The 25,457-nt window shown below is 48.7% G+C and carries 23 protein-coding genes; 15 read left to right on the forward strand and 8 right to left on the reverse strand.

Annotation, left to right across the window (positions count from 1 at the left end):
* Window position 1: 1 nt before the first annotated feature.
* Window positions 2–997: a hypothetical protein gene (locus tag BM334_RS09500; RefSeq protein ID WP_092841143.1), complete on the reverse strand. Its 996-nt coding sequence runs from the start codon at window positions 995–997 to the stop codon at window positions 2–4.
* Between the two features lie 68 nt (window positions 998–1,065).
* Window positions 1,066–2,745, reverse strand: coding sequence for an NAD-dependent malic enzyme (locus BM334_RS09505; RefSeq protein ID WP_092841145.1), 1,680 nt, complete (start codon window positions 2,743–2,745; stop codon window positions 1,066–1,068).
* A gap of 94 nt (window positions 2,746–2,839) precedes the next feature.
* On the opposite strand from BM334_RS09505, the gene BM334_RS09510 reads away from it, so the two are divergent.
* The gene (locus tag BM334_RS09510) at window positions 2,840–3,289 is read left to right on the forward strand and encodes an OsmC family protein (protein ID WP_092841147.1); all 450 of its coding nucleotides are present in this window, start codon (window positions 2,840–2,842) and stop codon (window positions 3,287–3,289) included.
* Here BM334_RS09510 and BM334_RS09515 read toward each other — a convergent pair.
* On the reverse strand, window positions 3,278–3,973 hold the full coding sequence (locus tag BM334_RS09515) for a 2OG-Fe(II) oxygenase (RefSeq protein WP_092841149.1): 696 nt from the start codon (window positions 3,971–3,973) through the stop codon (window positions 3,278–3,280). The genes BM334_RS09510 and BM334_RS09515 overlap by 12 nt on opposite strands.
* 2 nt (window positions 3,974–3,975) lie before the next feature.
* On the reverse strand, window positions 3,976–4,416 hold the full coding sequence (locus BM334_RS09520) for a DUF488 domain-containing protein (RefSeq protein WP_092841151.1): 441 nt from the start codon (window positions 4,414–4,416) through the stop codon (window positions 3,976–3,978).
* Window positions 4,417–4,520: 104 nt separating this feature from the next.
* Here BM334_RS09520 and BM334_RS09525 point away from each other — a divergent pair, with 104 nt between their 5' ends.
* From BM334_RS09525 to BM334_RS09545, 5 genes are all read left to right on the forward strand, one after another.
* Window positions 4,521–7,034, forward strand: a complete 2,514-nt coding sequence (locus BM334_RS09525; RefSeq protein ID WP_092841153.1) for an ExeM/NucH family extracellular endonuclease — start codon at window positions 4,521–4,523, stop codon at window positions 7,032–7,034.
* A gap of 111 nt (window positions 7,035–7,145) precedes the next feature.
* Entirely contained in the window at window positions 7,146–8,498 is a 1,353-nt protein-coding gene (gene gdhA, locus BM334_RS09530; RefSeq protein WP_092841156.1) for an NADP-specific glutamate dehydrogenase, read from the forward strand.
* 119 nt (window positions 8,499–8,617) lie between these two features.
* Window positions 8,618–10,105, forward strand: coding sequence for a DUF3300 domain-containing protein (locus BM334_RS09535; RefSeq protein ID WP_092841158.1), 1,488 nt, complete (start codon window positions 8,618–8,620; stop codon window positions 10,103–10,105).
* Between the two features lie 299 nt (window positions 10,106–10,404).
* Window positions 10,405–10,668, forward strand: a complete 264-nt coding sequence (locus BM334_RS09540; protein ID WP_092841160.1) for a hypothetical protein — start codon at window positions 10,405–10,407, stop codon at window positions 10,666–10,668.
* The gene (locus tag BM334_RS09545) at window positions 10,669–11,343 is read left to right on the forward strand and encodes a DNA-3-methyladenine glycosylase I (RefSeq protein WP_092841162.1); all 675 of its coding nucleotides are present in this window, start codon (window positions 10,669–10,671) and stop codon (window positions 11,341–11,343) included. It begins immediately after the preceding gene.
* A gap of 32 nt (window positions 11,344–11,375) precedes the next feature.
* Here BM334_RS09545 and gorA read toward each other — a convergent pair whose 3' ends face one another.
* Window positions 11,376–12,728, reverse strand: a complete 1,353-nt coding sequence (gorA, locus tag BM334_RS09550) for a glutathione-disulfide reductase (RefSeq protein ID WP_092841164.1) — start codon at window positions 12,726–12,728, stop codon at window positions 11,376–11,378.
* 153 nt (window positions 12,729–12,881) lie between these two features.
* Here gorA and BM334_RS09555 point away from each other — a divergent pair, with 153 nt between their 5' ends.
* Window positions 12,882–13,589 carry a M48 family metallopeptidase gene (locus tag BM334_RS09555; RefSeq protein WP_092841166.1) on the forward strand — a complete coding sequence of 236 codons (708 nt, stop codon included), beginning with the start codon at window positions 12,882–12,884 and terminating at the stop codon, window positions 13,587–13,589.
* 10 nt (window positions 13,590–13,599) lie between these two features.
* On the opposite strand, the gene BM334_RS09560 is transcribed toward BM334_RS09555, so the two are convergent.
* Window positions 13,600–15,885 carry a S9 family peptidase gene (locus tag BM334_RS09560; RefSeq protein WP_092841169.1) on the reverse strand — a complete coding sequence of 762 codons (2,286 nt, stop codon included), beginning with the start codon at window positions 15,883–15,885 and terminating at the stop codon, window positions 13,600–13,602.
* Between the two features lie 177 nt (window positions 15,886–16,062).
* On the opposite strand from BM334_RS09560, the gene prlC reads away from it, so the two are divergent.
* Complete coding sequence (gene prlC / locus BM334_RS09565; protein WP_092841171.1) at window positions 16,063–18,120, forward strand: oligopeptidase A; 2,058 nt, start codon at window positions 16,063–16,065, stop codon at window positions 18,118–18,120.
* Here the strand turns inward: prlC and BM334_RS09570 are convergent.
* The gene (locus tag BM334_RS09570) at window positions 18,098–18,316 is read right to left on the reverse strand and encodes a DUF2970 domain-containing protein (RefSeq protein WP_092841173.1); all 219 of its coding nucleotides are present in this window, start codon (window positions 18,314–18,316) and stop codon (window positions 18,098–18,100) included. The two genes, prlC and BM334_RS09570, sit on opposite strands and share 23 nt — an antisense overlap.
* A gap of 4 nt (window positions 18,317–18,320) precedes the next feature.
* Window positions 18,321–18,623 (reverse strand): hypothetical protein, encoded by a 303-nt coding sequence (locus BM334_RS09575; RefSeq protein WP_092841175.1) that lies wholly within the window; start codon window positions 18,621–18,623, stop codon window positions 18,321–18,323.
* 160 nt (window positions 18,624–18,783) lie between these two features.
* Here BM334_RS09575 and rpe point away from each other — a divergent pair, with 160 nt between their 5' ends.
* The 7 genes from rpe (at window position 18,784) to BM334_RS09610 (ending at window position 25,457) form a co-directional block, all read left to right on the forward strand.
* Window positions 18,784–19,455: a ribulose-phosphate 3-epimerase gene (gene rpe / locus BM334_RS09580; RefSeq protein ID WP_092841262.1), complete on the forward strand. Its 672-nt coding sequence runs from the start codon at window positions 18,784–18,786 to the stop codon at window positions 19,453–19,455.
* An 18-nt stretch (window positions 19,456–19,473) separates the two neighbouring features.
* Entirely contained in the window at window positions 19,474–20,478 is a 1,005-nt protein-coding gene (gene trpS / locus BM334_RS09585; RefSeq protein ID WP_092841177.1) for a tryptophan--tRNA ligase, read from the forward strand.
* Window positions 20,479–20,481: 3 nt separating this feature from the next.
* Window positions 20,482–21,069 (forward strand): anthranilate synthase component II, encoded by a 588-nt coding sequence (locus BM334_RS09590; RefSeq protein WP_092841180.1) that lies wholly within the window; start codon window positions 20,482–20,484, stop codon window positions 21,067–21,069.
* Between the two features lie 190 nt (window positions 21,070–21,259).
* Window positions 21,260–22,462 (forward strand): aspartate aminotransferase family protein, encoded by a 1,203-nt coding sequence (locus BM334_RS09595; protein ID WP_092841264.1) that lies wholly within the window; start codon window positions 21,260–21,262, stop codon window positions 22,460–22,462.
* Between the two features lie 44 nt (window positions 22,463–22,506).
* On the forward strand, window positions 22,507–23,535 hold the full coding sequence (astA, locus tag BM334_RS09600; RefSeq protein WP_092841182.1) for an arginine N-succinyltransferase: 1,029 nt from the start codon (window positions 22,507–22,509) through the stop codon (window positions 23,533–23,535).
* On the forward strand, window positions 23,535–25,004 hold the full coding sequence (astD, locus tag BM334_RS09605) for a succinylglutamate-semialdehyde dehydrogenase (RefSeq protein WP_092841184.1): 1,470 nt from the start codon (window positions 23,535–23,537) through the stop codon (window positions 25,002–25,004). The genes astA and astD overlap by 1 nt, the downstream gene beginning before the upstream one ends.
* Before the next feature lie 51 nt (window positions 25,005–25,055).
* Window positions 25,056–25,457: an OsmC family protein gene (locus BM334_RS09610; protein ID WP_092841265.1), complete on the forward strand. Its 402-nt coding sequence runs from the start codon at window positions 25,056–25,058 to the stop codon at window positions 25,455–25,457.

The following is a 25,457-nucleotide window of genomic DNA, read 5'->3' on the forward strand; positions in this document are numbered from 1 at the left end:
CTTAATCACCGCCAAATAGCATTTCTATTTCAATGCCAACAATCCAACGTGGGTGACGATCATCGGCCAACGTATCACGCGGCCAGTGCATGCCAACCCAGCCTTCTAAAAATAACCACTCGCGGCTGAATCGGCTGCGGTGCAGTGCACGAATGCCGTAGTCACGCATGGGCACAGCGTTCTCTGTTTCTCCGTACCACCAAACATCAGCACCCACCGCACGTTCGTGGTGGTACATGTAATACAGTTTTTGCGAAGCTTGCCAACGTACGCCTTCGGTTCGCTCAGCGAAGGTTCCACGAAACCATGATTTGCCGAACCATTTGGGCGAAAATGCCGTGTCATATTCAAAGGTTTGTGCAACGCCAAAGCCATCACTATCACGCCAAAAAGCCACTGACTGCATATGTAGTTCGGCATTGTCGTCAACAATGGTCTCATAGCGATAACGAGCACGAACGTACGGGTCCATATTCAACCCGCCACGTACCCCGGCGCCAAAAGACAAACTGTGATTGGTTTGCACATATGGGTCAAAGCCGAGCCCAACCATCCATTCTTCGTCAGATTGATCGCGTCGAATGACGGTTGGTCGCGTTTGTTGTGTGTCGTTAATAAAATCATCGAAATCGGCGCGCCCAATAATGGCGGAGAAACGCCGCTCGGCATGCGGAAAAACAACCCGTGCACGAAAACTTGAGTCCAGCTCAAAGCCGTCATGTTCGTCCCACTCGGGCGTTAACGTTAGGCTGCCTGAAGCTGTGTCATAGTCGTCAGGATTAATAGAATCGGCAAAGAAAGAGTCAAGCCAAGTTGCAGTGGCATTGACCGAATTTGTTAAGCCCGCACGAAAGTCGTCAATCATTGCTGCGTCGTCGCGGTCCGTTTTTGCTTGCGACTCTTCAGACGTTGACTGTGATGGCGGTGGTGACTCTTGAGACTGTGCTCCAGCTGTTGGTATAACCGCCAGTAGCAGCAGTGCAATGGCCAAACGCATTCGACCTCCTTGCATCTGTTATATATTGAAGATACAAGGAAAAGTCGAATTCGGCTAGTTAAGAAAAGTTAAATACTAACGCGTTTGTAGCGACGGTACTGTGGCTTCCAAAAGTTGGCGTCGATTCGCTGCTGTAAGGTTTCATCACTCACTTCTAGTGCTAGCCCTTGTTGCTGAGCAACTTTGGCTACATTGAAAGCGATTTTTTTACTCAGTTCGGCAATGTTGGTAATACCAGGAAGTAAGTGATCACTCTCGCCGAGCACCCGCGGTGAAGCTTCAGCCAAAGTGTTGCTTGCTGCCATTAACATTTCGTCAGAAATGCTTCGCGCTTTCACCGCAATCACGCCAAGCCCAATACCCGGGAAAATATAGCTGTTGTTACATTGTGCAATGGGGTATTCCTGGCCCTGAAACTTAACTGCATCATATGGGCTGCCGGTGGCAATGATGGCGTCGCCGTTGGTCCACTCAACCACATGAGCTGGATGTGCTTCTATTTGTCGAGAAGGGTTCGATAACGGAAATATGATGGGCTGCTCGGTGTACTGGTGCATGGCACGAATGACTTGTTCAGTAAACAGCCCCGGCTGGCCTGAGACTCCAATGAGAACACCCGGTTTAGCGCAATGCATAACATCCAGTAATGATGCGTAGTCGCCACTGTGCTGCCAATGCGAAAGGTTGCTTAAAGGCTGAGCTAAGGCTTGTTGAAAGTCTCGCAAGTCGCTCATACCTTCGGTAAGTAGGCCAAAGCGGTCAACCATGAAAATTTGCCGACGAGCCTGCTCATCGGTAAGACCTTCGGCGACCATTTGCTGGATAATTTGCTCAGCAATACCACAACCGGCAGACCCAGCGCCAACAAAGGCAACTGTTTGATCTTTCAACTGTGCGCCTTTGCTGCGGCAGGCTGCCAACAGCGTACCAACGGTCACTGCAGCCGTGCCTTGAATGTCATCATTAAAACAGCAATAGTCATCACGATATTTACGTAAAATTGGCATCGCGTTAGGTTGTGCGAAATCTTCAAACTGCACCATTGCTTCTGGCCACCGGCGGCGTACTGCAACCATAAAGCGATCAACAAATGCATTGTATTCGTTTTGATTAATACGTTTGTGGCGTGCGCCCATGTACATGGGGTCATTCAATAGTTTTTCATTGTTGGTGCCGACATCTAAGCAAACTGGCAACGTATAAGCTGGGCTAATACCACCGCAGGCGGTATACAAGCTCAATTTGCCGATAGGTATGCCCATACCGCCAATACCTTGGTCACCAAGCCCCAAAATGCGCTCACCATCGGTAACGACAATTACTTTCACTTTGCGCTTAGTCGCGTTGCGCAAAATATCGTCCATTTGATCACGGTCTTCGTAAGAGATGAATAAGCCGCGTGAACTACGATATATATCAGAGAATTGTTCGCACGCATCGCCTACAGTTGGGGTGTAGATAATCGGCATCATTTCTTCAAGATGCTGCTGTAGCAATCGATAAAATAAAGTCTCGTTATTGTCCTGAATGGCGCGCAAATAAATATGTTTGTTAATGGCAGTGTCGAAGCTTGAATACTGCATGTAGCAGCGCTGCACTTGCTCTTCAATCGTTTCGTAGCGAGGAGGCAGCAAACCGGTTAAATTAAATGCAGTTCGCTCTTCACGGGTAAACGCGCTACCTTTGTTAAGCAGCGGTGTTTCTAGCAAATTAGGGCCTGCATAAGGAATATACAGCGGATTCTTCATGAATCATTCTCCTTGCGCTTGGTGTCACGTATTGAATAGGGGCAATTGCTCATTGAATGAACTGTATATTATTGCAGATTAAACGGAGGAAGACATGGAAAATCCGGCTTTTGTGGTGAATTTAAAACTGCTCGAACATTATAAATTCGAAGTTGATTTTGGCGAGTTTGGACAAATCATTACCGATGAACACGAACCGGTAGGTCATGGCGAAGGGCCTGGGCCAAGCCAGTTGCTTGCTGCTGCAGTTGCCAATTGTCTTGCTGCTAGCTTGATGTTCGCTATTCGCAAATATAAGGGTGACCCAGGTCAAGTCACCGCCAAAGTGCAAGGTGATATGGAGCGTGTTGATGGGCGTTTGCGTATTGCAGCGATGCAGGTGGAGCTTAATTTAGGCCAAGCGGCCGAGCACATTGATAAGCTCGACCGTGTGTTAGAGCAATTTGAAAACTTTTGCGTCGTTACCCAAAGCGTCCGCAACGGCATTCATGTTGATGTCACCGTATTGGATGATGCTGGGCAAGTGCTCAAATCACCCGAATAGTTGTTTGCCGGAGTTCATCAGAATCCAACTGGTTAAAATGTACTTGTCGTTAGACTTTGGCACCGTACCTCGGTGGGTATGGGTAAAATAGCCGGGCGCAATAACCATGCGTCCGCGCTTCGGTTGAATGCTGCGGTTTTGATAGTAAAAATCAGTGGTTCCGCCGTCTTCCACGTCATTTAAATAAAACATAAATAATAAGCTACGGTGTAATGCTTCAACGCTGTTTTTTTCGGGGTAAACTTCGCAGTGCCAGTAGTTATAGTTGCCTTGATTTTTTAGGTATTTCTGCGCTTGAATAGGACCAAGTCGATATAACAATTGCATGTAAGCTTGCTCATTTCCGGCGGCAATTTCATTGAAGTTTTCATGAGTTAAATTTACGGGCTCACCGGTTTTAGGATGCTTAACTTTCAGTGCGACCGGCGCGATTAATGCAAAATGGTACTTTTTAAAATACTCGAGTGCATATTTGGTGGTGACGTCGCATATTGTTTGTAATTCACGAGCGTAATCTTGATGTTGGTTCAAGTATAAATCTTCGCTCAGTTTTTTCTCGGTATCGACGCCGCCCCCAGTGCGACCAGCCTGTTTATGTGGACTGCGTTCAAACAGCTCGACAAAGCGGTCGCAAAAATCAGCGGGCAACGCATCGTCGTAAACTTCAATAAAATCGTTACTCACATCTATCCCCAATAATTAAAGTCGTTCCCGAAACAAACTGGTGAACTCAGTGCATCACCGTCGGCCTCGTTGTCTTCTTGTTCTAATGCTTTAAGTAGCGCATGTTTTAACACTGGAAGGTGTGAATACTCAAACGCTTTTACTGCGCTAATAAGCGTTACCTTATCTTTTCTGGCCGCCTTCATAAGCGGAATCAAGGCGTCAGGATTACTCTCAAGCTCTTGAAAATACGCACTTGCAAAACTTTCAAAGTCTAGCTTTTGAGCATGATAATCTTTACGTAATTGGTTGGACGGGCAACACTCTTTGCACCAATCGTTAAGCTTTAGATCGTCCTTCTTAATACCACGAGGCCATAGTCGATCGGCCAGTATGCGTTGACCATCTTCTGCGCATGCCTTGTCATAAGCGCGCTTGAAAAGTACTGTGTAATTTTTCTGCATTTTTGTCACCTTGCTGTCACAAAAAGTCATTAAATTGTTAACTGAAATAAGTTATAGTGATCAACCCGTCGTCTTGGGATTACACAACAATAAGAGAATGGATTATGAAACGCCACAATCTAGCAATTGCACTTTCGGCCCTGCTGGTGTCAGGTACGGCAAGTGCAGAACTGTTTCTATCAGAGCACATTGAAGGCTCGAGTAATAATAAAGCTTTAGAAATTTTTAACCCGGGTGATACTGCGGTTGATTTGAGCACTTATACCATTGAAATTTATTCAAATGGTGGCACATCTGCTAGCCAGACAATTCAGCTTTCAGGTACGTTAGACGCAAATGGCATTTATGTTGTTGCCCACCCGTCTGCTAACGCTGATATTTTGGCTTTAGCAAACCAAACCGGCAACTTATATTACAACGGCGATGATGCCATCGTATTTAAAAATGGCGCAGACGTTGTTGATGCCATGGGCCAAGTCGGTGTTGACCCAGGTACTGCATGGGAAAGCAATGGCGTATCGATGCAGAACCAAACGATTCGTCGCAAATCAACCGTTACGGCTGGTGATACTGATGTCACCGACGAATTTCTCCCTGATGTTGAGTGGGATGCATACCCAATTGACGATATTAGCAACTTAGGTTCTCACAATGGTTTCGGTAGCACGCCACCAGACCCAGAACCTGAGCCAGAACCAGAGCCATCACCTGAGCTTGGCGCTTGTGGCGACCCAGCTACATTTATTCACCAAGTGCAAGGCAGTAGCTTATCTGAAAGCGGTGCTGCAAGTCCGTTGGTTGACGAAGTTGTTACTGTTGAAGCCGTTGTTACCGGCGTTTACACAGATGGCGCAAAACCGCTGAATGGTTTCTTCTTGCAAGAAGAAGATGCGGACAACGATGCTGATCCAAATAGCTCAGAAGGTATTTTTGTATACTTGCCAGAAGGCACTGCACCAACTGTTGGCCAAGTTGTTCGCCTACAAGGTGAAGTGGCTGAATACTACAACGCGACTCAGCTTTCATTTGTGTCTGAAATTGTGGTGTGTTCTGAAGGTGCGACTGTAACGCCGGCGGTTTTAGAGTTGCCATTAAGCTCGCGCGATGAATTCGAGCGCTTTGAAGGCATGTTGGTTGCTTCTGCTAACCCATTGGTTGTAACGGGTAACGAAACTATCGCGCAATATGGCGAGTTTTGGGTAGCCGATGAGCGCATCATGAGCCCAACTGAAATTGCTGAGCCAGGCGATGCAGCGAATGCTTACGCAGCGCTTAAAGACAGCCGTCAGTTCTTAATTGACGACGCCCAAGGTGGCGCAAGCCCAGCAGTAGTGCCATTCCCTCCAGGTGGTTTAAGCGCTGAAAATACTTTGCGTTTAGGTACTGAAATTACCAACGCCCAAGGTATTATTCACTACGGCTTCAGTGAATATCGCTTGTTGCCAACGGTCGACCTGCAATTTGTTGACGTAAACCCACGTACGGCAGAGCCTGATGCAGCGGCACAAGGCGATGTACGCGTTGCAGTATTCAACGTATTGAACCTGTTCAACGGTGACGGCCAAGGCGGTGGTTTCCCAACTGAGCGTGGCGCAACCAACGTGATGGAATATGAGCGTCAACTGCCAAAAGCTGTTGCTGCAATTATCGGTTTAGGTGCTGACGTTGTTGGTGTAACCGAAATTGAAAACGACGGTAACGGCGAAAATAGCATGATTGCGCAGTTAACTGCAGCATTGAATGCTGAAGGTTCAGGCGAGTGGGCATTTGTAGACTTCGGTGGCCGTGTTGGTACTGATGCAATCACAAACCAGATTGTTTATCGTACTGACCGTGTAGAAGCAACTGGTACAGGTGTTTTCACAACTGCCGAACCATTTGACTATGGTAACCGTCCACCGGTTGCACAAACGTTCAAAGACCTTGTGAATGAAGACGAGTTTACCTTTGTGGTAACGCACTTACGTTCTAAAGGAAGCTGTGGTTCTGCCACAGGTGGTGATGCCGATGCTGATGACGGCCAAGGCTGCTGGAACGCTACCCGTGTTGCTGCGGTAGAGAAAATGCAAGAATGGTTAGCTGGTGATCCGACTGGTCGTATTGTTGCTGATGTTTTGGTTATGGGCGACATGAACGCGTATACCATGGAAGACCCAATTGCTGCTATGGTCGCTGGTGGTTTCAGCAATTTGAAAGCTGACTTTGCTGATGGCGCAACGACACATACTTATGTTTACCAAAATGAGTCAGGTAGCTTGGATCATGCATTCGCATCAGCAGAACTAACCGAGAAAGTTGTGGCAGCACAAGCTTGGCACATTAACGCTGACGAGCCAGAAGTTTTCGACTATAACCTTGAATACAAAGAAAACGGTTTAGAAGAAACTTACTACGCGCCTGATCAGTATCGTAGTTCTGACCACGACCCAGTTATCGTTGCATTCACAACAGTAGCGAACGACCCTACTGACGAAGGTGACGGTGATGCAGACGTGGAAGAGCCGCCTGCTGAAGAAGAAGAGCATGAGAACATTGACCATGCGACCACTAGCAGTTCATTCCCGCTATGGTTGGTATTAAGTGGCTTGTTCTTAGGTTTAGTGCGCCGTCGCGTATAAGCCTAGAATATAGTTGAGATAAAGCGCTTGGCTTGGCCAAGCGCTTTTTTTTTGTGCTAAATAAGACTAACGTGAGTATAAGAAAGTAGGCGTTACCGATAAGGAATCAACATGACGTATATTCACGACACCATCGAAGAGTTAAAGCAGACGAGCCCAGCACAAACTGAGTTTTATCAAGCGGTGGAAGATGTCTTGGAAAGTCTTGAGCCGCTGCTAGAGCAAAATCCACATTACCGCGAGCAAGCTATCCTTGCTCGCATTGTAGAACCAGAACGGCAGATCATGTTTCGGGTGCCATGGATGGATGACGAAGGGCGAGTGCAAGTCAACAAAGGCTATCGCATTGAGTTCAATTCGGCATTAGGGCCATACAAAGGCGGGCTGCGCTTTCACCCAAGTGTGAATGGGTCGATCATCAAGTTTTTAGGGTTTGAGCAAATTTTTAAGAATGCCTTGACTGGGCTCCCCATTGGGGGCGGCAAAGGGGGCGCGAACTTTAACCCTAAAGGTAAATCAAATGCCGAGATTATGCGCTTTTGCCAGTCTTTCATGAGTGAACTATTTCGCCATATAGGGCCAACCACGGATGTGCCAGCTGGTGACATTGGGGTTGGAACTCGCGAGCTTGGCTATTTGTTTGGACAATATAAACGCCTAGCAAATCAATTCGATGGCGTGCTTACAGGTAAGGGCCTAGCGTGGGGTGGCTCATTTGTTCGCAAGGAGGCAACTGGCTATGGCTGTGTTTACTTTGCCAATTACATGTTGGCTGATCGAGATCACGACCTTAAGGATAAACGTTGTGCCGTTTCAGGATCAGGTAACGTGGCCATTTACACCATGGAAAAACTTTATGAACTAGGGGCCAAACCTGTCACCTGCAGTGATTCATCTGGCACCATTTATCACGATCAAGGTATTGATTTAGACCTAGTGAAACAGCTTAAAGAGCAACGCAACGAGCGCTTAGAAAAGTATTTAGAAACACATTCTTCAGCAACTTATACCCCACGCGAAGATTATCCGTCTGATGGACATCAAGTTTGGCGCTATGAGGTCGACTTGGCGTTTCCTTGCGCCACACAAAACGAAGTAACGCGTGCTGATATTGAATGCCTACTCGAAAATGGCTGCATAGCCATTACTGAGGGCGCCAATATGCCGCTCACAGAATCAGCTTTTGACACGGTGCAAGAAAGCCAAATTGCTTATGGTCCGGGTAAAGCGTCAAATGCCGGCGGTGTGGCTACTAGTCAGCTTGAAATGGCGCAGAACGCTAGTATGCAGCGCTGGACATTTGAGCAAGTAGATGAGCGCTTGCAGCAGGTTATGAAGACCATATACAAAGATATTTCACGTACTGCAGAAGAGTTTGGTAAACCAGGCCAGCTGGTACTTGGAGCGAATATTGCTGGCTTTAGAAAAGTAGCCGACGCCATGCTTGAACAAGGCCTAGTCTAGGGCGTTTAACGCAATCTTTACAAAAATATTGGTGGTGCATGCAACTATATTGGCTAAAAAAGCGACTAAACTAGTAACTGATAGCAGTTGTAGCTATCTGCCGTTTGGAGGCATGAAGCATGCATAACACTCAATTGAAGAAACGCGCCGGCCTGTCGGCCTTGGCTCTAGCCCTGTCATGGGCAACTGGCGCGGTGGTATTAACTACCGCAGCAACCCCTGCTTACGCTGAAACCTATCAAGACAGTGCACAGGCAAACGCTGTTTACTATTCAGAAGCTGAGCTTGACCGTTTACTAGCCCCGGTGGCGTTATATCCTGATAGCTTATTAACCCACATTTTGATTGCTGCCACCTATCCGTTGGAAGTAGTTCAGGCTGAGCGGTGGGCGCAGAAGCATAAGCATTTGCAACCTGAACAGGCTTTAGAGCTTGCAACTGAGCAGCCATGGGATGACAGCGTTAAGGCGCTGGTGGGGACGCCAGATGTACTCAAACAAATGAGTGAAGACTTAACCTGGACTCAAGCTATTGGCGAAGCATTTTTGGCGCAACAAGAAGATGTTCTCGATCGGGTTCAAACCTTGCGTCAGCATGCTTATGATGCCGGCAATTTGAAGTCGAACAAACACGTTAGTGTTGAGCGTGCTGAGCGCACTATTGTGATTGAGAACGTTCGCCGTGAAGTCGTTTATGTTCCTCATTATGATACCCGTGTCGTTTATGGCTCGTGGTGGTGGCACAATCATCCTCCGGTGTATTGGTCACGGCCGTCGCTAACCGTCAGTATTGGTTCTGGCATTTATTGGGGTATTAGTTATAACGTGCCATCGCGCTTTTACTTTAGTCACTTTTTCTGGCCACAACGTTATGTAGTGATTAATCATCATTACTATACGGCGCCGCCGAAAAAACGTCGTGACTATTACATGACCAGACATGACGGTAAGCGTTGGAACCACAATCCACGACATCGTCGCGGTGTTGAGTATCGCCACCGTGATTTGCAGCCACGGCAACCGAAGTACCATATGGTGCAAGGCGAGGTTGTTCAACCGGTACTTAGTGCACGTGGTGTTAATCGAGATGCACCGGTACCGAATATGCGAATTGAAGACCCCAAGCCGCGGCCTAAATTTGCATCGGTGAAACGTGAATTGCGCGAGCCGGCGGTACGTATGAAGCAACCGCAGCGGTCGATAAAACCAATTGATAAACGCGTTGTTCAGCAACCGCAGGTTGAGCGTCCGCGCATTGAGAAGCCAAGAACACAGCCGCCGCGCATTGAGCGCCCAGTAGTACGTCAGCCAGAAACGCGTTTGCCAGTAGTGCGTCAACCTGATATTCGGACGCCAGATGTTCGCAAACCCGAAATTCGGAATCTAGGTGTCCGTAAACCAGAGGCTCGTAATCCAGTTGTTCGCCAACCGGAAGTGGTACGCCCAAGCCCTCGCCCTTCGCAAGTGCGTCAGCCGCAGGTACGTCAACCGCAGGTGCGTCAGCCGCAGGTGGCAAAGCCGGTGCAACGGGCTGCTCCGGTAATATCGCGGCCGTCACGAAATCAAAATAGCGTCACTCCGGTGCGCGGTCATAATCGTGACCATTAGTTGCCGCAACGAATCGGTTAAACCACCGATTCAATGCGTTAAGTTCGGTTGTTATTGTGGTTGGAAAGCTAAATACTATTAGCTTTCCAACTTCGTTTATTGGTTTTAGCGCCTCAAGCGAAGAGACTTTACCCAAAGGGGGCACTATGTTGGTTGTTAGAGCCGCAGTCATATCGACTCTATTTTTTGGACTACTAGTCATAACTGGCTGCAGCACGAATAGCGGTGTAGAGATGATAGGTCAATCACGTCCCGCCATAGAGTCTAATCACGTCAAACTCGTTGAAAGAGCACCCGCAATGGCTGAGCCGATTGCAAAGATCACTACAAATTTTAGCTACGGCGTACGTGAAACCGATGAAAGCAAGCGCTTGTATGCAATTGAACGAGCGCGCGTTCAAGCGGCAAGGCTCGGTGCGAATGTGTTGGTTATCGACAAAGTCGAGTATCAACAGACCACCTCAGGCGGGGTCACGGGTGGGCTCTATGATGGCCAAACCGTCAGCTCTATTCCGGCACAGCGCACTCCGGTTGTTCATGCAACCGCCTATTATTTAGAATAAATGAAATTTCAATATTTTTATGATCAAGCCATCGCTCGGCACGGCAGCAACAAAGCGGTGCTGGAGCGGATGCCTGTACTTGCCACGGGTGATGCCATTCGGGGCATTGGTGATGACTGTTTTCTTGCTGAAATTACGCGTTGTGTATTTCGGGCGGGCTTTGCATGGCAAGTTATTGAAAACAAGTGGGCCGGGTTTGAAGCCGCGTTTGCCGGGTTTGTGCCGCTATACTGGCAGCAGGTGCCTCCAGAGCGGCTTGACGAGTTAGCTCGCGACACGCGGATTGTTCGCAACCCACAAAAAATCGCTACGGTTCCGCTTAATGCACGCATGATTGTTGAGGTTGCAGAGCAACATGGCAGTTTTGGAGAGTTCTTAGCGAACTGGCCGAGTGCCGAACAACATAAGTTATTGGCTTTTTTGAAAAAGCATGGAGCCCGTTTAGGTGGCACCGCCGCCCAGCATGTGCTGCGTCGAGTAGGCTGGGATGGATATTTACTCACACCTGATAATTTAACGGCACTGCGCAATCACAATTTGTTAGATGCTTCGCCCTATAGCAAGCGTGGTGCTGAGCAAATTCAACGCGTGTTTAATCAATGGCATGCTGAAACCGGCATGCCATATAGCCATTTGTCGCGTATTTTGTCGATGTCGATAGATGTACGGGGATAGACGTGCGGGGTTAAGCCGCACGCCTGTCGTGGTTATCGCAAGGTGACAAACTCTTCTGCACTCGTTGGGTGCAGTGCCACTGTGGCATCAAAGTCAGCTTTGGTTGCGCCCATTTTCATGGCGACCGCAAAGCCTTGTAAAATTTCATCCATGCCTTCGCCAATACCATGCAAACCAATGACGCGCTCTTCTGGGCCCGCGCACACTAACTTAAAGGTGCTGAGCGCGCGATGTGGTGTAACTGCGTTATACATGGCTGCAAATTGAGACTTATAGACTTTAACAGCATCGCCGTGCACTTCACGTGCTTCAGCTTCCGTTAAGCCCACAGTACCAATGGTTGGATGACTAAATACAATGGTCGGTATTAAGCTGTAGTCCATGTGCGCGTCTGGCATGTCTTTGTTGAACAAACGCTCAGCAAGTAAACGGCCTGCTTTGATAGCAACCGGCGTTAACTGTGCTTCACCGGTAATGTCGCCAACCGCATAAATGCCTTTTACATTGGTGTTTTGGTATTTGTCGGTACGAACAAATCCATGCGCATCAGCCTGCACACCAGCTGCTGCTAAGTTAATTTTATCCGTTGCTGGCTCACGACCAATGGCCCAAACTAAACAATCGATACCTTCAATAACCTGACCATTTTCACAATAGACACTGAGTAAGCCGTCGTCCTGTTTTTCAACGCGATCAATAATACAACCCGTGTGTAGCTCTGGGCCGTCTTGTTTTAAGCGCTCAAGCAGGGCGTCAGTAATATCATGGTCGAAGTAACGCAGCGGGCGGTCGCCACGAACCAGCAGGTGCGCCTCACTGCCAAGGGCGTGTAATACCCCAGCAATTTCTACCGCAATATAACCAGCACCAACCACAACAGCTTTGTTAGGGCGCTCATTCATTGCAAAGAAGCCATCTGAGTCAATGCCATATTCGGCACCAGGGACGTCAGGAATCATCGCTCGACCACCCACAGCAATGGTAATGTGGTCAGCGGTAATGTGCTCGCCGTTCACTTCGACGGTGTTGGCGTCAACAAAGCGGGCAAAGCCTTCAATGTATTCGACACCGTTGCTTTCAAAGCCACGTTTGTAGCCCCCATGAATGCGCTCAATATAGGCTTCGCGGTTTTTCACTAGCGTGGCCCAGTCAAAGCCTTTTTGTTCAACGTTAAAGCCGTAAGCCGAGCTGTATTTAATTGCTTCAGCAATATGAGCGCCATACCACATGACTTTTTTCGGTACGCAACCAACATTAACGCAGGTTCCACCAACCGCTTTTGCTTCAATAACAGCGGCTTTAGCGCCACGAATGGCCGCGCGGTTAGCTGATGCAATGCCGCCACTGCCGGCGCCGATTGCCAGGTAATCGTAATGTCGAGTCATGTGCTTTACTCCTAAGACATGCTAGCGTGTTGAATTAAGTCCATAAAGATGACTATGATCGCCGAAATTGCCACGCGGTGCAATGCAACCCGAGCGGTAAGTGACCAAAAATGAGCCGAAAAAAACGATGACCTTAATCGATGACCTTAATTTATGACCTCAAGCTATACCATTAATCGCAGCAAACGGCGGCGTCATTTAGCCTTAAAAGTGCAACACGGAGAGCTGGTGGTGCAGGCGCCGTGGCACATGAGCGAACAGACCATTCTGCAGTTTGTAGAGCAGAAGCGTGAATGGGTGGAGCGTCACTTGTCGCGGCAGCAGCAACAATTAGGTCGGTTGCAGCGTCGGCAGTGGCAAACCGGAGAGCGCCTGCGTTGGTTAAGTGAGCCGCTGCAGTTAGTGGTCGAGCATGCTAGCCGTAAGCAGGTAACGCGCCAAGGCGCACAGCTTATCGCTACCATGACGCCGCGTAGTCATGCCGACCGAGAGCCACGGCTGTCGATTGTGGCTTGGTATAAACAGCAGGCGCACGTTTGGCTTGATGAATTCTTTGCGCAGTGGCCCGAGCAGCATGGCTTGAACCCAAGTGGTTGGTCGGTGGGCGATTTTCGTAGCAAATGGGGGCACTGTACGCGTCAGGGCGAATTAAAATTCACGTGGAAACTCTGGATAGCGCCAGAATGGGTAGTGCGCAACGTGGTTATTCATGAGCTGTGTCATTTGCGCGAGTTTAACCATAGCAGAGCGTTTTGGCAGTTAGTTGAGCGGCATTCGCCAAACTTTCAAGATGCGGAAGTGTGGTTGCGCAAGCACGGCATTACCGTGCTTAACGCGGATTACTTAGATTACCAAGTGTAACTCAAAGAGCTTAGTTCGCCGGTAAGTTTTGCTTTAAAAATTCAACCATCATGGTTCGTAAGTGTTGCGTTGTGCCTTCGCCTTCGGTAATACCATGGGTGCGATTAGGGTAAGCAAAATAATCAAATTGCTTGCCATGTTTTACCAATTCATTCACTAAGCGTTCTGAGCCTTGAAAATGCACATTGTCATCGCCGGTGCCGTGCACCAGCAACAAGTCGCCCTGTAAATTTTGGGCATGGGTAATGGCCGAGGTTTCGCGGTAACTTTCTGCTGACTCGGGTAGCAAGCCTGAATAACGTTCTTGGTAAATGGTGTCGTACAAGGTCAAATCAGGAACTGGTGCTAACGCCATACCCACATGGTAAGCGTCTGGGTAGCGGAACAGCGCATTTAAGGTTTGCGAACCGCCGCCACTATGGCCCCAAATACCCACACGATTGGCATCAATAAATGCCCAGCGATCGAGCATGGCTTGCAGCGCATCGTATTGGTCGCGCACGGTAACAACACCGAGGTTTTTATAAATTGAACGGCGCCATTCAAAGCCTCGGGGTGAGCGTGTTCCACGGTTATCCACGGAGGCAACAAGATAACCTTGTTGGGTTAAGTAGTTGTGAAACATAAAACGTTCACCGCCCCAGCTGTTGCTGACGGTTTGCCCCCACGGCTCGCCATAAACATAAAATACAATGGGGTATTTTTTGTTGGGATCAAAGTCGGCAGGTTTCATCAAAAAACCATCAAGCTTTAAGCCATCGCGTGCTTCAACTTGAAAAAATTCAAACACGCCGCGTTTGAGCTTATCAAATGCATCTTGTGCTTGGTTGTTGTCTTTAATAACCCGAATGCTTTGGTGATCGGGCAGGCTAATCATGTCCACCACCGGCATGGTGTTCACGTCGGTAAAAGTATGCACGGCGTATTTCGCGTCTGCAGAAAGCTGATAGCTGTGCGTGCCAGGCTGGTCTGGCGTTAAGCGTTCAAGCTTGCCACTGCCGTCTAAGCTAGCGCGGAACAAATAGCGCTCAAGTGGGGTTTCTGGTGAGGCAATAAAGTACACCCAACCGGTTTTTGGATTAATTTGTAGTACTTCAATGACGTCCCAGTTACCGCGGGTGATGGTGCTTAGTCGCCCAGTGTCGCGTTGCACCACATAAATGTGGCGGAAGCCGCTGCGCTCGCTTAACCAAGTAAATGCTTGGCCTTGGTCAATAAACTGTACGTCGTCAACATATTCAGCCCAGCTGTCGGTGGTTTCTTGCAAAAGTTCACGTACGGCGCCTGATTTAGCGTTGGCCAGAAACGCCTTATTGACCGCTTGCGAGCGGGTTAATTGTTGAATGAGTAGCTGCTGACTATTCCCCGCCCACTGCATACGCACTAAATAATGTTGGCGGGCGTCGCCAGGTACCTTCATCCAAGTGGTTTTACCGCCGCTTGCGGGCATGACGCCAATACGCATTGCTGCATTGGTTTCACCGACTTTTGGGTACGGAAACTGTTTTAACGTTGGGTATAGCGCGTCGGTGTTGTTAATCATGGTAAACAACGGGGTGCCTTCGGTGTCTAGCTGCCAATAAGCAATAGACTTACCGTCAGGGCTCCAGCGAAAACCATCGCGTAAGAAAAACTCTTCTTCGTTCACCCAGTCAAAAGTACCATTGACGATGGTGTCGTTGCCGTCTTGCGTAAGCTGAGTAATGCGTGAATTTGCAAGCTCTTCCACGTAAATGTTGTTTTTCATCACGTAGGCAACACGATTGCCTTGTGAGTCAAACTTGGCAAATTGCAAGGTAGAGGGTTCAGCTTGGCCGCCCAGTTTTTGTAGGCGCTTGCTGTTGAGATCAAATACCCAATAGTCACCTAGGGTGTGGGTACGCCACGAGCGCTTGGTGTTGGTGAATATGAGTAACTTATCCCCGTCTTCAGACCAGCTGTAATCGGCAATATGCAGGGGCTCTTCATTGGCTGAAGGGCGAACCTCATCGGCCTTGACTAACACGGTGCGTTGTTGGGTTTCTGGATGATAACGCACTAAGTCGTGACCACCATTTGCCGCACTTTCTAACACCGTATAGCCACTACCATCAGCTAACCAGCGGGTTGGGCCTACGCCACGAGCGTTATATTTGCCTTCAGCATACAACGCGTCGAGATTAATATGCGATTCGTCTGCAGATGTTACTGGCGCTGGTTCACTGGCGCCAGGAAGTGTGCTACAACCTGATATCAATACAGCGGTTGCTATGCCTAGTGCCGTATGACGCAACCAACTTGCGGTGTGTGTTGTCATAATAGTTCCCTGTTGTTAGGTCGTGTTGTGCCTTGAAAAAAGCGAACAAGACCCATAATTAAAGCAGAATTGAGAGTGCGAATTGAGCGTCAATTAAGTCATTGTTCAGTTCGCGCTTACATCGCGCTTACTTCGCGCTTACTTCGTGTATATGCGCATTATTCAAGAGGAAGTTGTATGAGTCAAAACCCTTTGCTCAGTGATTACCATTTACCGCCATTTTCTGCCATACAACCTGAGCACATAGTCGAAGCGATAACGCAACGAATTGCCGATTGTAAACAAACCATCGAGCAGGTGGTTGCTGCGGGCGATTTTAGTTGGGAAGGGTTGGTTGAGCCGTTGGAGCAGGTTGACGACCTCTTGGAGCGCAGCTGGTCGCCAGTATCGCATTTAAACGCGGTGGTTAGCTCAGCCGACTTACGCGCTGCCCATGACCAGTGTTTGCCGCTATTGTCAGATTACGGCACCTTTGTTGGCCAGCATGAAGGCTTGTATCAAGGGTTTAAAGCGTTACACGGCAGTGACAACTTTGCCAATTTAACGGAAGCACAGCGTAAGGTGGTTACCGACACGCTACGTGACTTTGAATTGTCGGGTATTGCTCTGCCTCCTGAGAAGAAACAGCGGTACGCTGAAATTCAGACCAAACTATCTGAGTTGTCTTCGCAGTTTAGTAATCACTTATTGGATGCAACTGACGGCTGGCACTATTTAGTGACCGAAGAAGCCGAGTTAGCGGGCTTGCCTGAGAGTGCGCTTGCCGCAGCCAAAGCTGCTGCCGAAGAACATCAGCAACAAGGCTGGCGTTTTGGCTTAGATTTTCCGAGTTATTTGCCGGTTATGACTTACGCCGATAATCAAGAGTTACGCCGAGTGATGTATGACGCCTTCTGCACTCGGGCGTCTGATCAAGGGCCTCAGGCTGGCCAATATGACAACAGTGCCATCATGGCGGAAACCTTGGCGCTGCGCCATGAACTAGCGCAGCTGCTTGAGTTTGACAATTATGCCGAACTTAGCTTGGCGACCAAAATGGCGGAATCGCCGGCACAGGTGGAGCAGTTTTTGCTGGACTTAGCGCAGCGCTCGCTACCACAAGCTCGCCAAGACTACCAAGAAGTGCTTGATTTTGCGCAGCAAAACTTTGGTGTCACACACCTAGAAGCCTGGGACGTTGCCTATTACAGCGAAAAGCTAAAACAACAGCGTTATGCGATTTCTGATGAACAACTACGTCCATATTTTCCTGAGCAGCAGGTTGTTAGTGGCTTATTTAACGTGGTGCAGACGTTGTTTGGCTTGCGCATTGAAGAGCACGAAAATGTGGAGACCTGGCATCCTCAGGTACGTTACTTTGTCATTACTGATAACAACGGCGATGTACGTGGTAGTTTCTTCCTTGATTTGTATGCACGCACGGGTAAACGCGGCGGCGCATGGATGGCTGAATGCGCGGTGCGTCGAATTACCGCACAACACCAATTGCAGTTACCGGTGGCCTATTTGACCTGTAATTTTAATAAGCCTGTCGGCGGTAAGCCGGCGCTGTTTACCCATGATGAAGTGCTGACCTTGTTCCATGAATTTGGTCATGGGTTGCACCATATGCTCACCAAAGTAGATGTGGCTGGCGTGTCAGGTATTAACGGCGTGGCTTGGGATGCGGTTGAACTGCCGTCGCAGTTTCTAGAAAACTGGTGCTGGGAACCGGAAGCATTAGCGATGATTTCTGGTCACTATGAAACCGGTGAACCCTTGCCACAAGAGCTGCTTGATAACATGCTTGCTGCGCGCAACTTTCAGTCGGCCATGCAAATGGTTCGGCAGTTGGAGTTTAGCCTGTTCGATTTGCGCATACACCGTGACTACAACCCAGTGGATGGCGACACTATTCAGCAAACGCTTGATGCGGTTCGTGAGCGGGTTGCGGTACGTATGCCACCAGCGTATAACCGTTTTCAACATGGCTTTGGGCATATTTTTGCTGGCGGTTATGCGGCAGGTTACTACAGTTACAAGTGGGCCGAAGTATTGTCGGCAGACGCCTATTCGCGCTTTGAAGAAGAGGGCATTTTCAATCGTGATACCGGGCAGGACTTTCTTCGAGCCATATTAGAGCGTGGTGGTTCGCGTGATGCGATGGAGCTATTTAAAGAGTTTCGGGGGCGTGAGCCAAGTGTGGATGCGCTGCTGCGCCACAGTGGTATTGTTAGCCTGGAACAACCCAGTTAACCACGAGCACTAGCGTAAGTACGAAAAGAATGACAAACACAGCGCCAATGGCGACATAAACCGCGGGATTACCGTGGTTGAAGTCGCGTTGGCGATTTTTATCCGATTGCACGCCAAAAAGTGCTGCTAGAACACTAACAACGATATCCCAGAAACGAGGCTTTTGCGGTTGTTGTTCGGGCTTGTGTTCGGACATGGCCTTAACCGCTTATTGGGCGGTTATAGTCGCGTTGGTTTGACTCACCGCTAGCAAAGAGCAGTTCAAATAAGTCGAGGAAGTGAAATTGGGTTGAGCGGCTCTTACCACTGAACCAACCGCCCCATGTCACACTTTGCTCAGGAGCTTGGCAGATAGATTGCGCCTCAACGTGTTCACTGTTTTTCATGAGCGCTTCGCACTCACTGACGGTTTTTGCTTGGTCATTTTGCCATGCATAAGCGGACGTTGCGCTGATGAGCACAAAGCCTGTTGCAACCATTACTGACATGAGTGACAGTTTCATGGATAACCTCCGCCTAATAATTGAGCTACTAAAATAGCAAGAAATAGACCAATCTGCCAACTCTATTCGTTTATTTTTTGAAGCTTAATTCAGCATAAGCGTGGCAAGGGTTGCGCCACCTTTGGTACACTATGGCAACTTTGTGACCGGCGAGGACATTATGCGCGATTTTCTTATTGCTCCATCGATACTTTCAGCCGACTTTGCGCGATTAGGCGAAGAAGTCGAAAATGTGTTAGAAGCGGGCGCCGATGTCGTTCACTTTGATGTGATGGACAACCATTTTGTGCCGAACCTAACCATCGGCCCAATGGTGTGCAAAGCTTTACGGGATTACGGCATTGCCGCGCCAATTGATGTGCATTTAATGGTTCAGCCGGTGGACCGTATGATTGATGACTTCGCCAAAGCTGGCGCGTCCATCATTACCTTTCATCCAGAAGCTTCGACTCATATCGACCGGTCACTACAACAAATTAAAGACGCTGGCTGCCAAGCTGGCTTGGTGTTTAACCCAGCAACGCCACTGCATTACTTAGATTATGTGCTGGATAAAGTCGATGTCATTTTGTTGATGTCGGTGAACCCTGGCTTTGGCGGCCAGTCATTTATTCCAGCCACGCTGGATAAACTGCGCCAAGCACGACAGCTTGTCGATGCCAGTGGTCGTGATATTCGTTTAGAAATTGACGGCGGTGTCAAAGTCGATAATATTGCGGAAATTGCCGCAGCTGGCGCCGATATGTTTGTCGCAGGATCTGCGATTTTTAACCAACCTGATTACGCAAAAGTGATTCGCGATATGCGCGAACAGCTTGCGTCTGTGTCGTAAAAAACGGACCCAACAACCATGAGTAAACCCATTGTATTAAGTGGCTGTCAGCCATCAGGACAACTTTCTATTGGCAACTACATTGGTGCTTTGCGCCAATGGGTAAACATGCAAGACACTCACGACTGTCGGTTTATGCTGGTTGATTTGCACGCGATTACAGTACGCCAAGACCCAGTAGCATTGCGAGAGGCAACCCTCGACGGTTTAGCACTTTATATGGCCTGTGGTTTAGACCCAGAAAAAAGCGTTATTTTTGTGCAGTCTCATGTGCCAGAGCACGCGCAACTCGCTTGGATTTTGAATTGCTACACTCAAATGGGCGAGTTGAACCGCATGACCCAGTTCAAAGATAAGTCTGACCGTCATGCCAACAATATTAATGCCGGTTTGTTTACCTACCCAGCACTCATGGCTGCCGATATTTTGTTGTATCAAGCGAACGAAGTCCCGGTAGGCAACGACCAGAAGCAGCATCTTGAACTGGCGCGCGACGTGGCAACTCGATTCAACAATATTTATGGCGATGTATTCACTATTCCAGACCCGTTTATTCCGGAAGTGGGTGCACGCGTGATGAGTCTGCAAGACCCGACCAAAAAAATGTCGAAATCGGACGATAACGTCAATAACTTTATTGGGTTGTTAGAAGACCCGAAAGTGATCACCAAAAAGTTAAAACGCGCAGTGACCGACTCAGACGAGCAAGCGCGAATTTATTTTGATACCGAAGAAAAACCCGGCGTATCGAATCTATTGTCTATTCTGTCTGCGGCCACCGGGCGTACTATTGCCGACTTAGTGCCAGACTATGAAGACAAAATGTACGGCCATTTAAAGGGTGATACGGCCGCGGCAGTGGTTGCCATGTTAGAACCTGTGCAACAGCGCTATCACGAATTGCGAAACAATCGTGATTACTTAAACCAAGTGATGGCCAAAGGTGCGGACGCTGCCAGTGAGCATGCTGCACAAACGTTGCGCAAGGTGTACGACGTGATTGGGTTTGTACCGCGCCCATAATTTATGTTGTTACTCATCGACAACTATGACTCCTTTACCCACAATGTAGCTCGCTATTTTCGCGAGCTTGGTGCGGAAATAGACGTGGTGCGCAACGATCAAATAACGATTGATCAAATGCGTGCCCTGCCGTTAACAGGCATTGTCATATCGCCTGGGCCTTGCACGCCGAATGAAGCGGGTATTACCTTAGAAGCAATTCGCACCTTTGCTGGTAAGGTACCGATTCTTGGTGTGTGCTTGGGGCACCAGGCCATAGGCCAAGTGTTCGGCGCCCATGTGGTGCGGGCCAAGCAGGTTATGCACGGTAAAACCTCTCTGTTAGAAACGAGTCGTCAGGGGCTATTTGCAAACCTACCGCAAAGCTTTCGGGTGGCCCGCTATCATTCTCTGCTGTTAGCTGCCGACTCCATTCCGGAAACATTGATTGTTGATGCGTGGGTGACTAATGCTGAGGGTGAACGGGAAATTATGGCGGTGCATCATCGCGATTTGCCTATTTGGGGGGTGCAATACCACCCAGAAGCGATTGAAAGTGAGTATGGGCATGACGTTTTTGAAAAATTTTTAACGCTTACCTATTCAGCATAAAACCACCAGAATTGAATACTTATGCACGCCTTGTGCAAATCCAGTTAAGTTACCGTAATCCCCCGTTTTTTCTACGTCGCGAGCACGACAGCGATGCTTTTTTCTGCGATAATATGTACACAAAATAGTTCACCGATGACTCCATGAGTCATCCACGTTTATACAACGAGGGAATCTTATGACTACAGAAATTAACGTGAATCGCGCCTTATTCGACGACGTTATGGTGCCTAACTATAACCCTGCAAAAATGATTCCGGTGAAAGGCGAAGGCTCGCGTGTGTGGGATCAAGAAGGCAAAGAATATGTAGACTTCGCTGGCGGTATTGCCGTGAACTGCTTGGGCCATTGTCACCCAGCTATGGTGAAAGCCTTAACTGAGCAAGGCAATAAGCTTTGGCATTTAAGCAACGTATTCACCAACGAGCCAGCCATTCGGTTGGCAAAAAAATTGACCGACGCGACCTTTGCCGAACGGGTGTATTTTGCCAACTCAGGCGCTGAAGCAAACGAGGCCGCATTGAAATTAGCGCGCCGCTGGGCGTTGGATAAATTCGGTGCCGAGAAAAACCAAATTATCGCGTTTAACAAAGGCTTCCACGGTCGTACTTTCTTTACCGTGACTGTGGGTGGGCAGCCGGCTTACTCAGACGGTTTTGGCCCTAAGCCAGGCGCCGTGCAGCACGTTGACTACAACGACTTAGCCGCACTTGAGAAGTTAATGTCTGAGCAAACTTGTGCCGTAATGATGGAGCCATTGCAAGGCGAAGGCGGCGTGATTAGCCCCGATGCGGAGTTCGTGAAGGGCGTACGTGCATTGTGTGATAAATACAACGCGCTATTAATTTTTGACGAAGTGCAAACTGGTTTTGGTCGTACGGGCAGTTTATATGCGTACCAGCAGCTTGGTGTGAACCCAGACATCTTGTCAACGGCAAAAGCTTTAGGTGGCGGTTTCCCAATCGGCGCTATGCTAACCACGACAGAAATCGCTCAGCACCTCAAACCTGGTACACACGGCAGCACCTATGGCGGTAACCCGCTAGCTTGTGCCGTTGCCGAAGCAGTTTTTGATGTGGTGAACACTGATGACGTGCTAACCGGCGTGCAAAAACGTGAGCAGTTATTTAAGGCGAAGCTAGCCGAAATTAACGAAAAGTATGACATTTTCAAAGATATTCGCGGCAAAGGTCTGCTTATCGGCGCGGAATTAAACGATAAATTCGACGGTAAAGCGCGCGACTTTCTCAATGCCGCTGCGGAAGAAGGCACCATGGTTCTTGTTGCAGGCCCAAGTGTGATTCGCTTTACGCCGTCGTTGATTATTCCTGAGCAAGACATTGCGGAAGGTTTAGAGCGATTTGAGCGTGCCGTAGCTAAATTAGTTGGTTAATTCTAGCTAACTTGGGCTAAGAAAAAGGAACGCGGAGACCTTATATGCTAGTGGTACGTCCGATTACGCCGCAGGACTATGCGGCGCTTTACACTTGTGCAGTAGAGTCAGGCCATGGTTTTACCTCATTGCCGGTGGATGAAACCTTGTTGCGTCGTCGAATTGCGCGCGCGCAAGAAGCCTTCGCGCGCGAACAGGTGAGTGAACCTGGCGAAGAAGGTTACTTGTTTGTCATGGAAGATACGGACACCGGTGAAGTTGTAGGCTGCAGCGGCATCGAAGCCGCTGTCGGGCTAACCGACGCCTTTTACCACTACCGTTTGGGTAAAATAATACACCACTCAAAAGAGCTCGATATCTATAACGCGCTAGAAACACTCACTTTGTGTAACGACTACACCGGTGTCAGCGAACTGTGCACATTATTCTTACGTGAGCCATTCCGCAAAAACATGAACGGCCGCGTATTGTCGCGCTTTCGCATGCTCTTTATGGCCGAATTTCGTCATCGCTTTAGTAAAATAGCGATTGCCGAAATGCGTGGTGTTTCAGACGAGAACGGCGAGTCGCCATTTTGGGGCTGGTTGCAGCAACACTTTTTCTCAATGGATTTTACCCAAGCAGATTATTTAACCGGTATTGGCGAAAAAACCTTTGTTGCTGAGCTGATGCCGCAGTTGCCTATTTACGTTAAATTATTACCGCCAGAAGCGCAGGCGGTGATTGGCAAGGTGCACGAGAATACCCGGCCAGCGTTGAAAATGTTAGAAAGTGAAGGTTTCCGCTGCCGCGGTTATGTGGATATTTTTGATGCCGGGCCCACGGTTGAAGTTGAAGTGGCCAACATTAAAAGTGTTCGCGACAGTCAAAAGCTGCCAGTAAAAATTGGCAGCACCGATAACACCAAGGCGCGTTACATTGTATGCAACACCCAAGTGGCTAACTTCCGCGCTATTCAACGCACGTTAAACGTCTATTCAGATCATGTAGTTATTGATGCCGAAGCCGCGCAAGCACTGCAGGTGCAAGAAGGCGACTACGTTCGATTTGTCACATTGACAGGAGCAAACTAATGGCAGACCAGAATTTATTTATTAACGGCACGTGGATTGCCGGAGAAGGTGACTTATTTAAGTCAATCGATCCCGCTCGTAACGAAGTGGTTTGGGAAGGCAAAGCAGCGACCGAAGCACAAGTGGACGAAGCTGTGAGCGCCGCTCGTGAAGCTTTTGTGCCGTGGGCAGACCTTGAGTTTGAAGAGCGATTAGCCATTTGTAAGCGCTTCGCTGCATTATTGGAAGAAAACAAACAAAAATTTGCCCATATTATTGCGGAAGAAACGGGCAAACCAATTTGGGAAACACTCACCGAAGTTGGCGCTATGATTGGTAAGGTCGCTATTTCTGAGCGCGCTTATCAAGAGCGTACCGGAACTGTTGAAAACCCAATGCCAGGCGGCAAAGCTTTTATTCGTCACAAGCCTCATGGCGTGGTTGCGGTGTATGGGCCATACAACTTTCCTGGGCACCTCCCGAATGGACACATCGTGCCGTCGTTGTTGGCAGGGAATACCGTGGTGTTCAAGCCCAGCGAAATGACCCCGAAAGTGGCAGAGTTTACCATAAAACTATGGCAACAAGCCGGTTTGCCAAAAGGTGTGATTAACCTAGTACAAGGCTTGGTTGATACCGGTAAAGCCTTATCTGCTCACCCCCAAATTGATGGTTTATTTTTTACTGGCTCGTCGGGCACCGGCCATGTGCTGCATAAGTTATTTGCTGGGCGTCCAGATAAAATTTTGGCGCTGGAAATGGGCGGAAACAACCCATTGGTCGTCAAAGACGTGGCTGACATTGACGCTGCAGTGCATGACATTGTGCAATCAGCATTTATTACCTCAGGCCAGCGCTGTACCTGTGCACGCCGTTTGTTTATTGAACAAGGTGCAAAAGGCGACGCTCTGTTGAAGCGTTTAATCGAAGTGACCGAGAACATTCAGGTGGGTGACTACGAGGCAGATCCGCAGCCGTTTATGGGGGCTATGATCTCTGCTAAAGCAGCTTCTGACATGGTGAAAGCGCAAAATGACTTGGTTGATGCAGGCGCTAAAGTTTTGCTGAAAATGCTGCAGAAAGACCACAACTTAGGCTTTGTGACGCCAGGCATTATTGATGTAACTAACGTGGAAGAAATGCCTGATATTGAGCACTTTGGGCCTTTGTTGAAAGTGTATCGCTATAGCGATTTTGACGCGGCAATTACCGAAGCGAACAATACTAAGTATGGTTTATCTGCCGGTATTTTGTGTGACAGTGAAGAAACCTATCGATACTTCTTCAAGCGCATTCGCGCCGGTATTGTGAACTGGAACAAACCAATTACTGGAGCCAGCAGTGCGGCGCCGTTTGGTGGTATTGGTGCCAGTGGTAACCACCGTGCAAGTGCCTATTATGCGGCTGATTACTGTGCTTACCCGGTGGCATCGGTTGAGGCAGAGCATGTTGCCATGCCAGATAAATTAGCACCAGGGCTTAAGTTTTAAGCCCTGATTTTGGCATAGCAAAGCGAGGAGTAGTTGGCAATGGCTGCAGCAATGAAAGCAACAGTAAACTGGCGTGAAGGCTTGGTGTTTGACGCCACCTCGGGTTCTGGCCATGGCGTCACCATGGACGGCAACAAAGTAGATGCAGCAAGCCCTATGGAGCTGGTGTTAATGGCTGCTGGTGGCTGTTCATCGGTTGACGTGGTCAGCATTTTGGAAAAAGCGCGACAACAGGTGTCTGGTGTCCGCTGTGAAGTGAATGGCGAGCGTGCCGATGCGGTGCCGGCTGTTTTTACCAAAGTACATTTACATTTTGTGGTAAGCGGCCACAATGTTGCTGAAAAGCATGTGGAACGCGCTGTTGCATTGTCTGCTGATAAATATTGCTCAGTTGCGAAAATGCTTGAAGCATCGGTCACAATAACTCACAGCTACAGCATTGAAGAAGAATAG

The organism is Pseudidiomarina donghaiensis, assembly GCF_900116895.1.
Classification (GTDB): domain Bacteria; phylum Pseudomonadota; class Gammaproteobacteria; order Enterobacterales; family Alteromonadaceae; genus Pseudidiomarina; species Pseudidiomarina donghaiensis.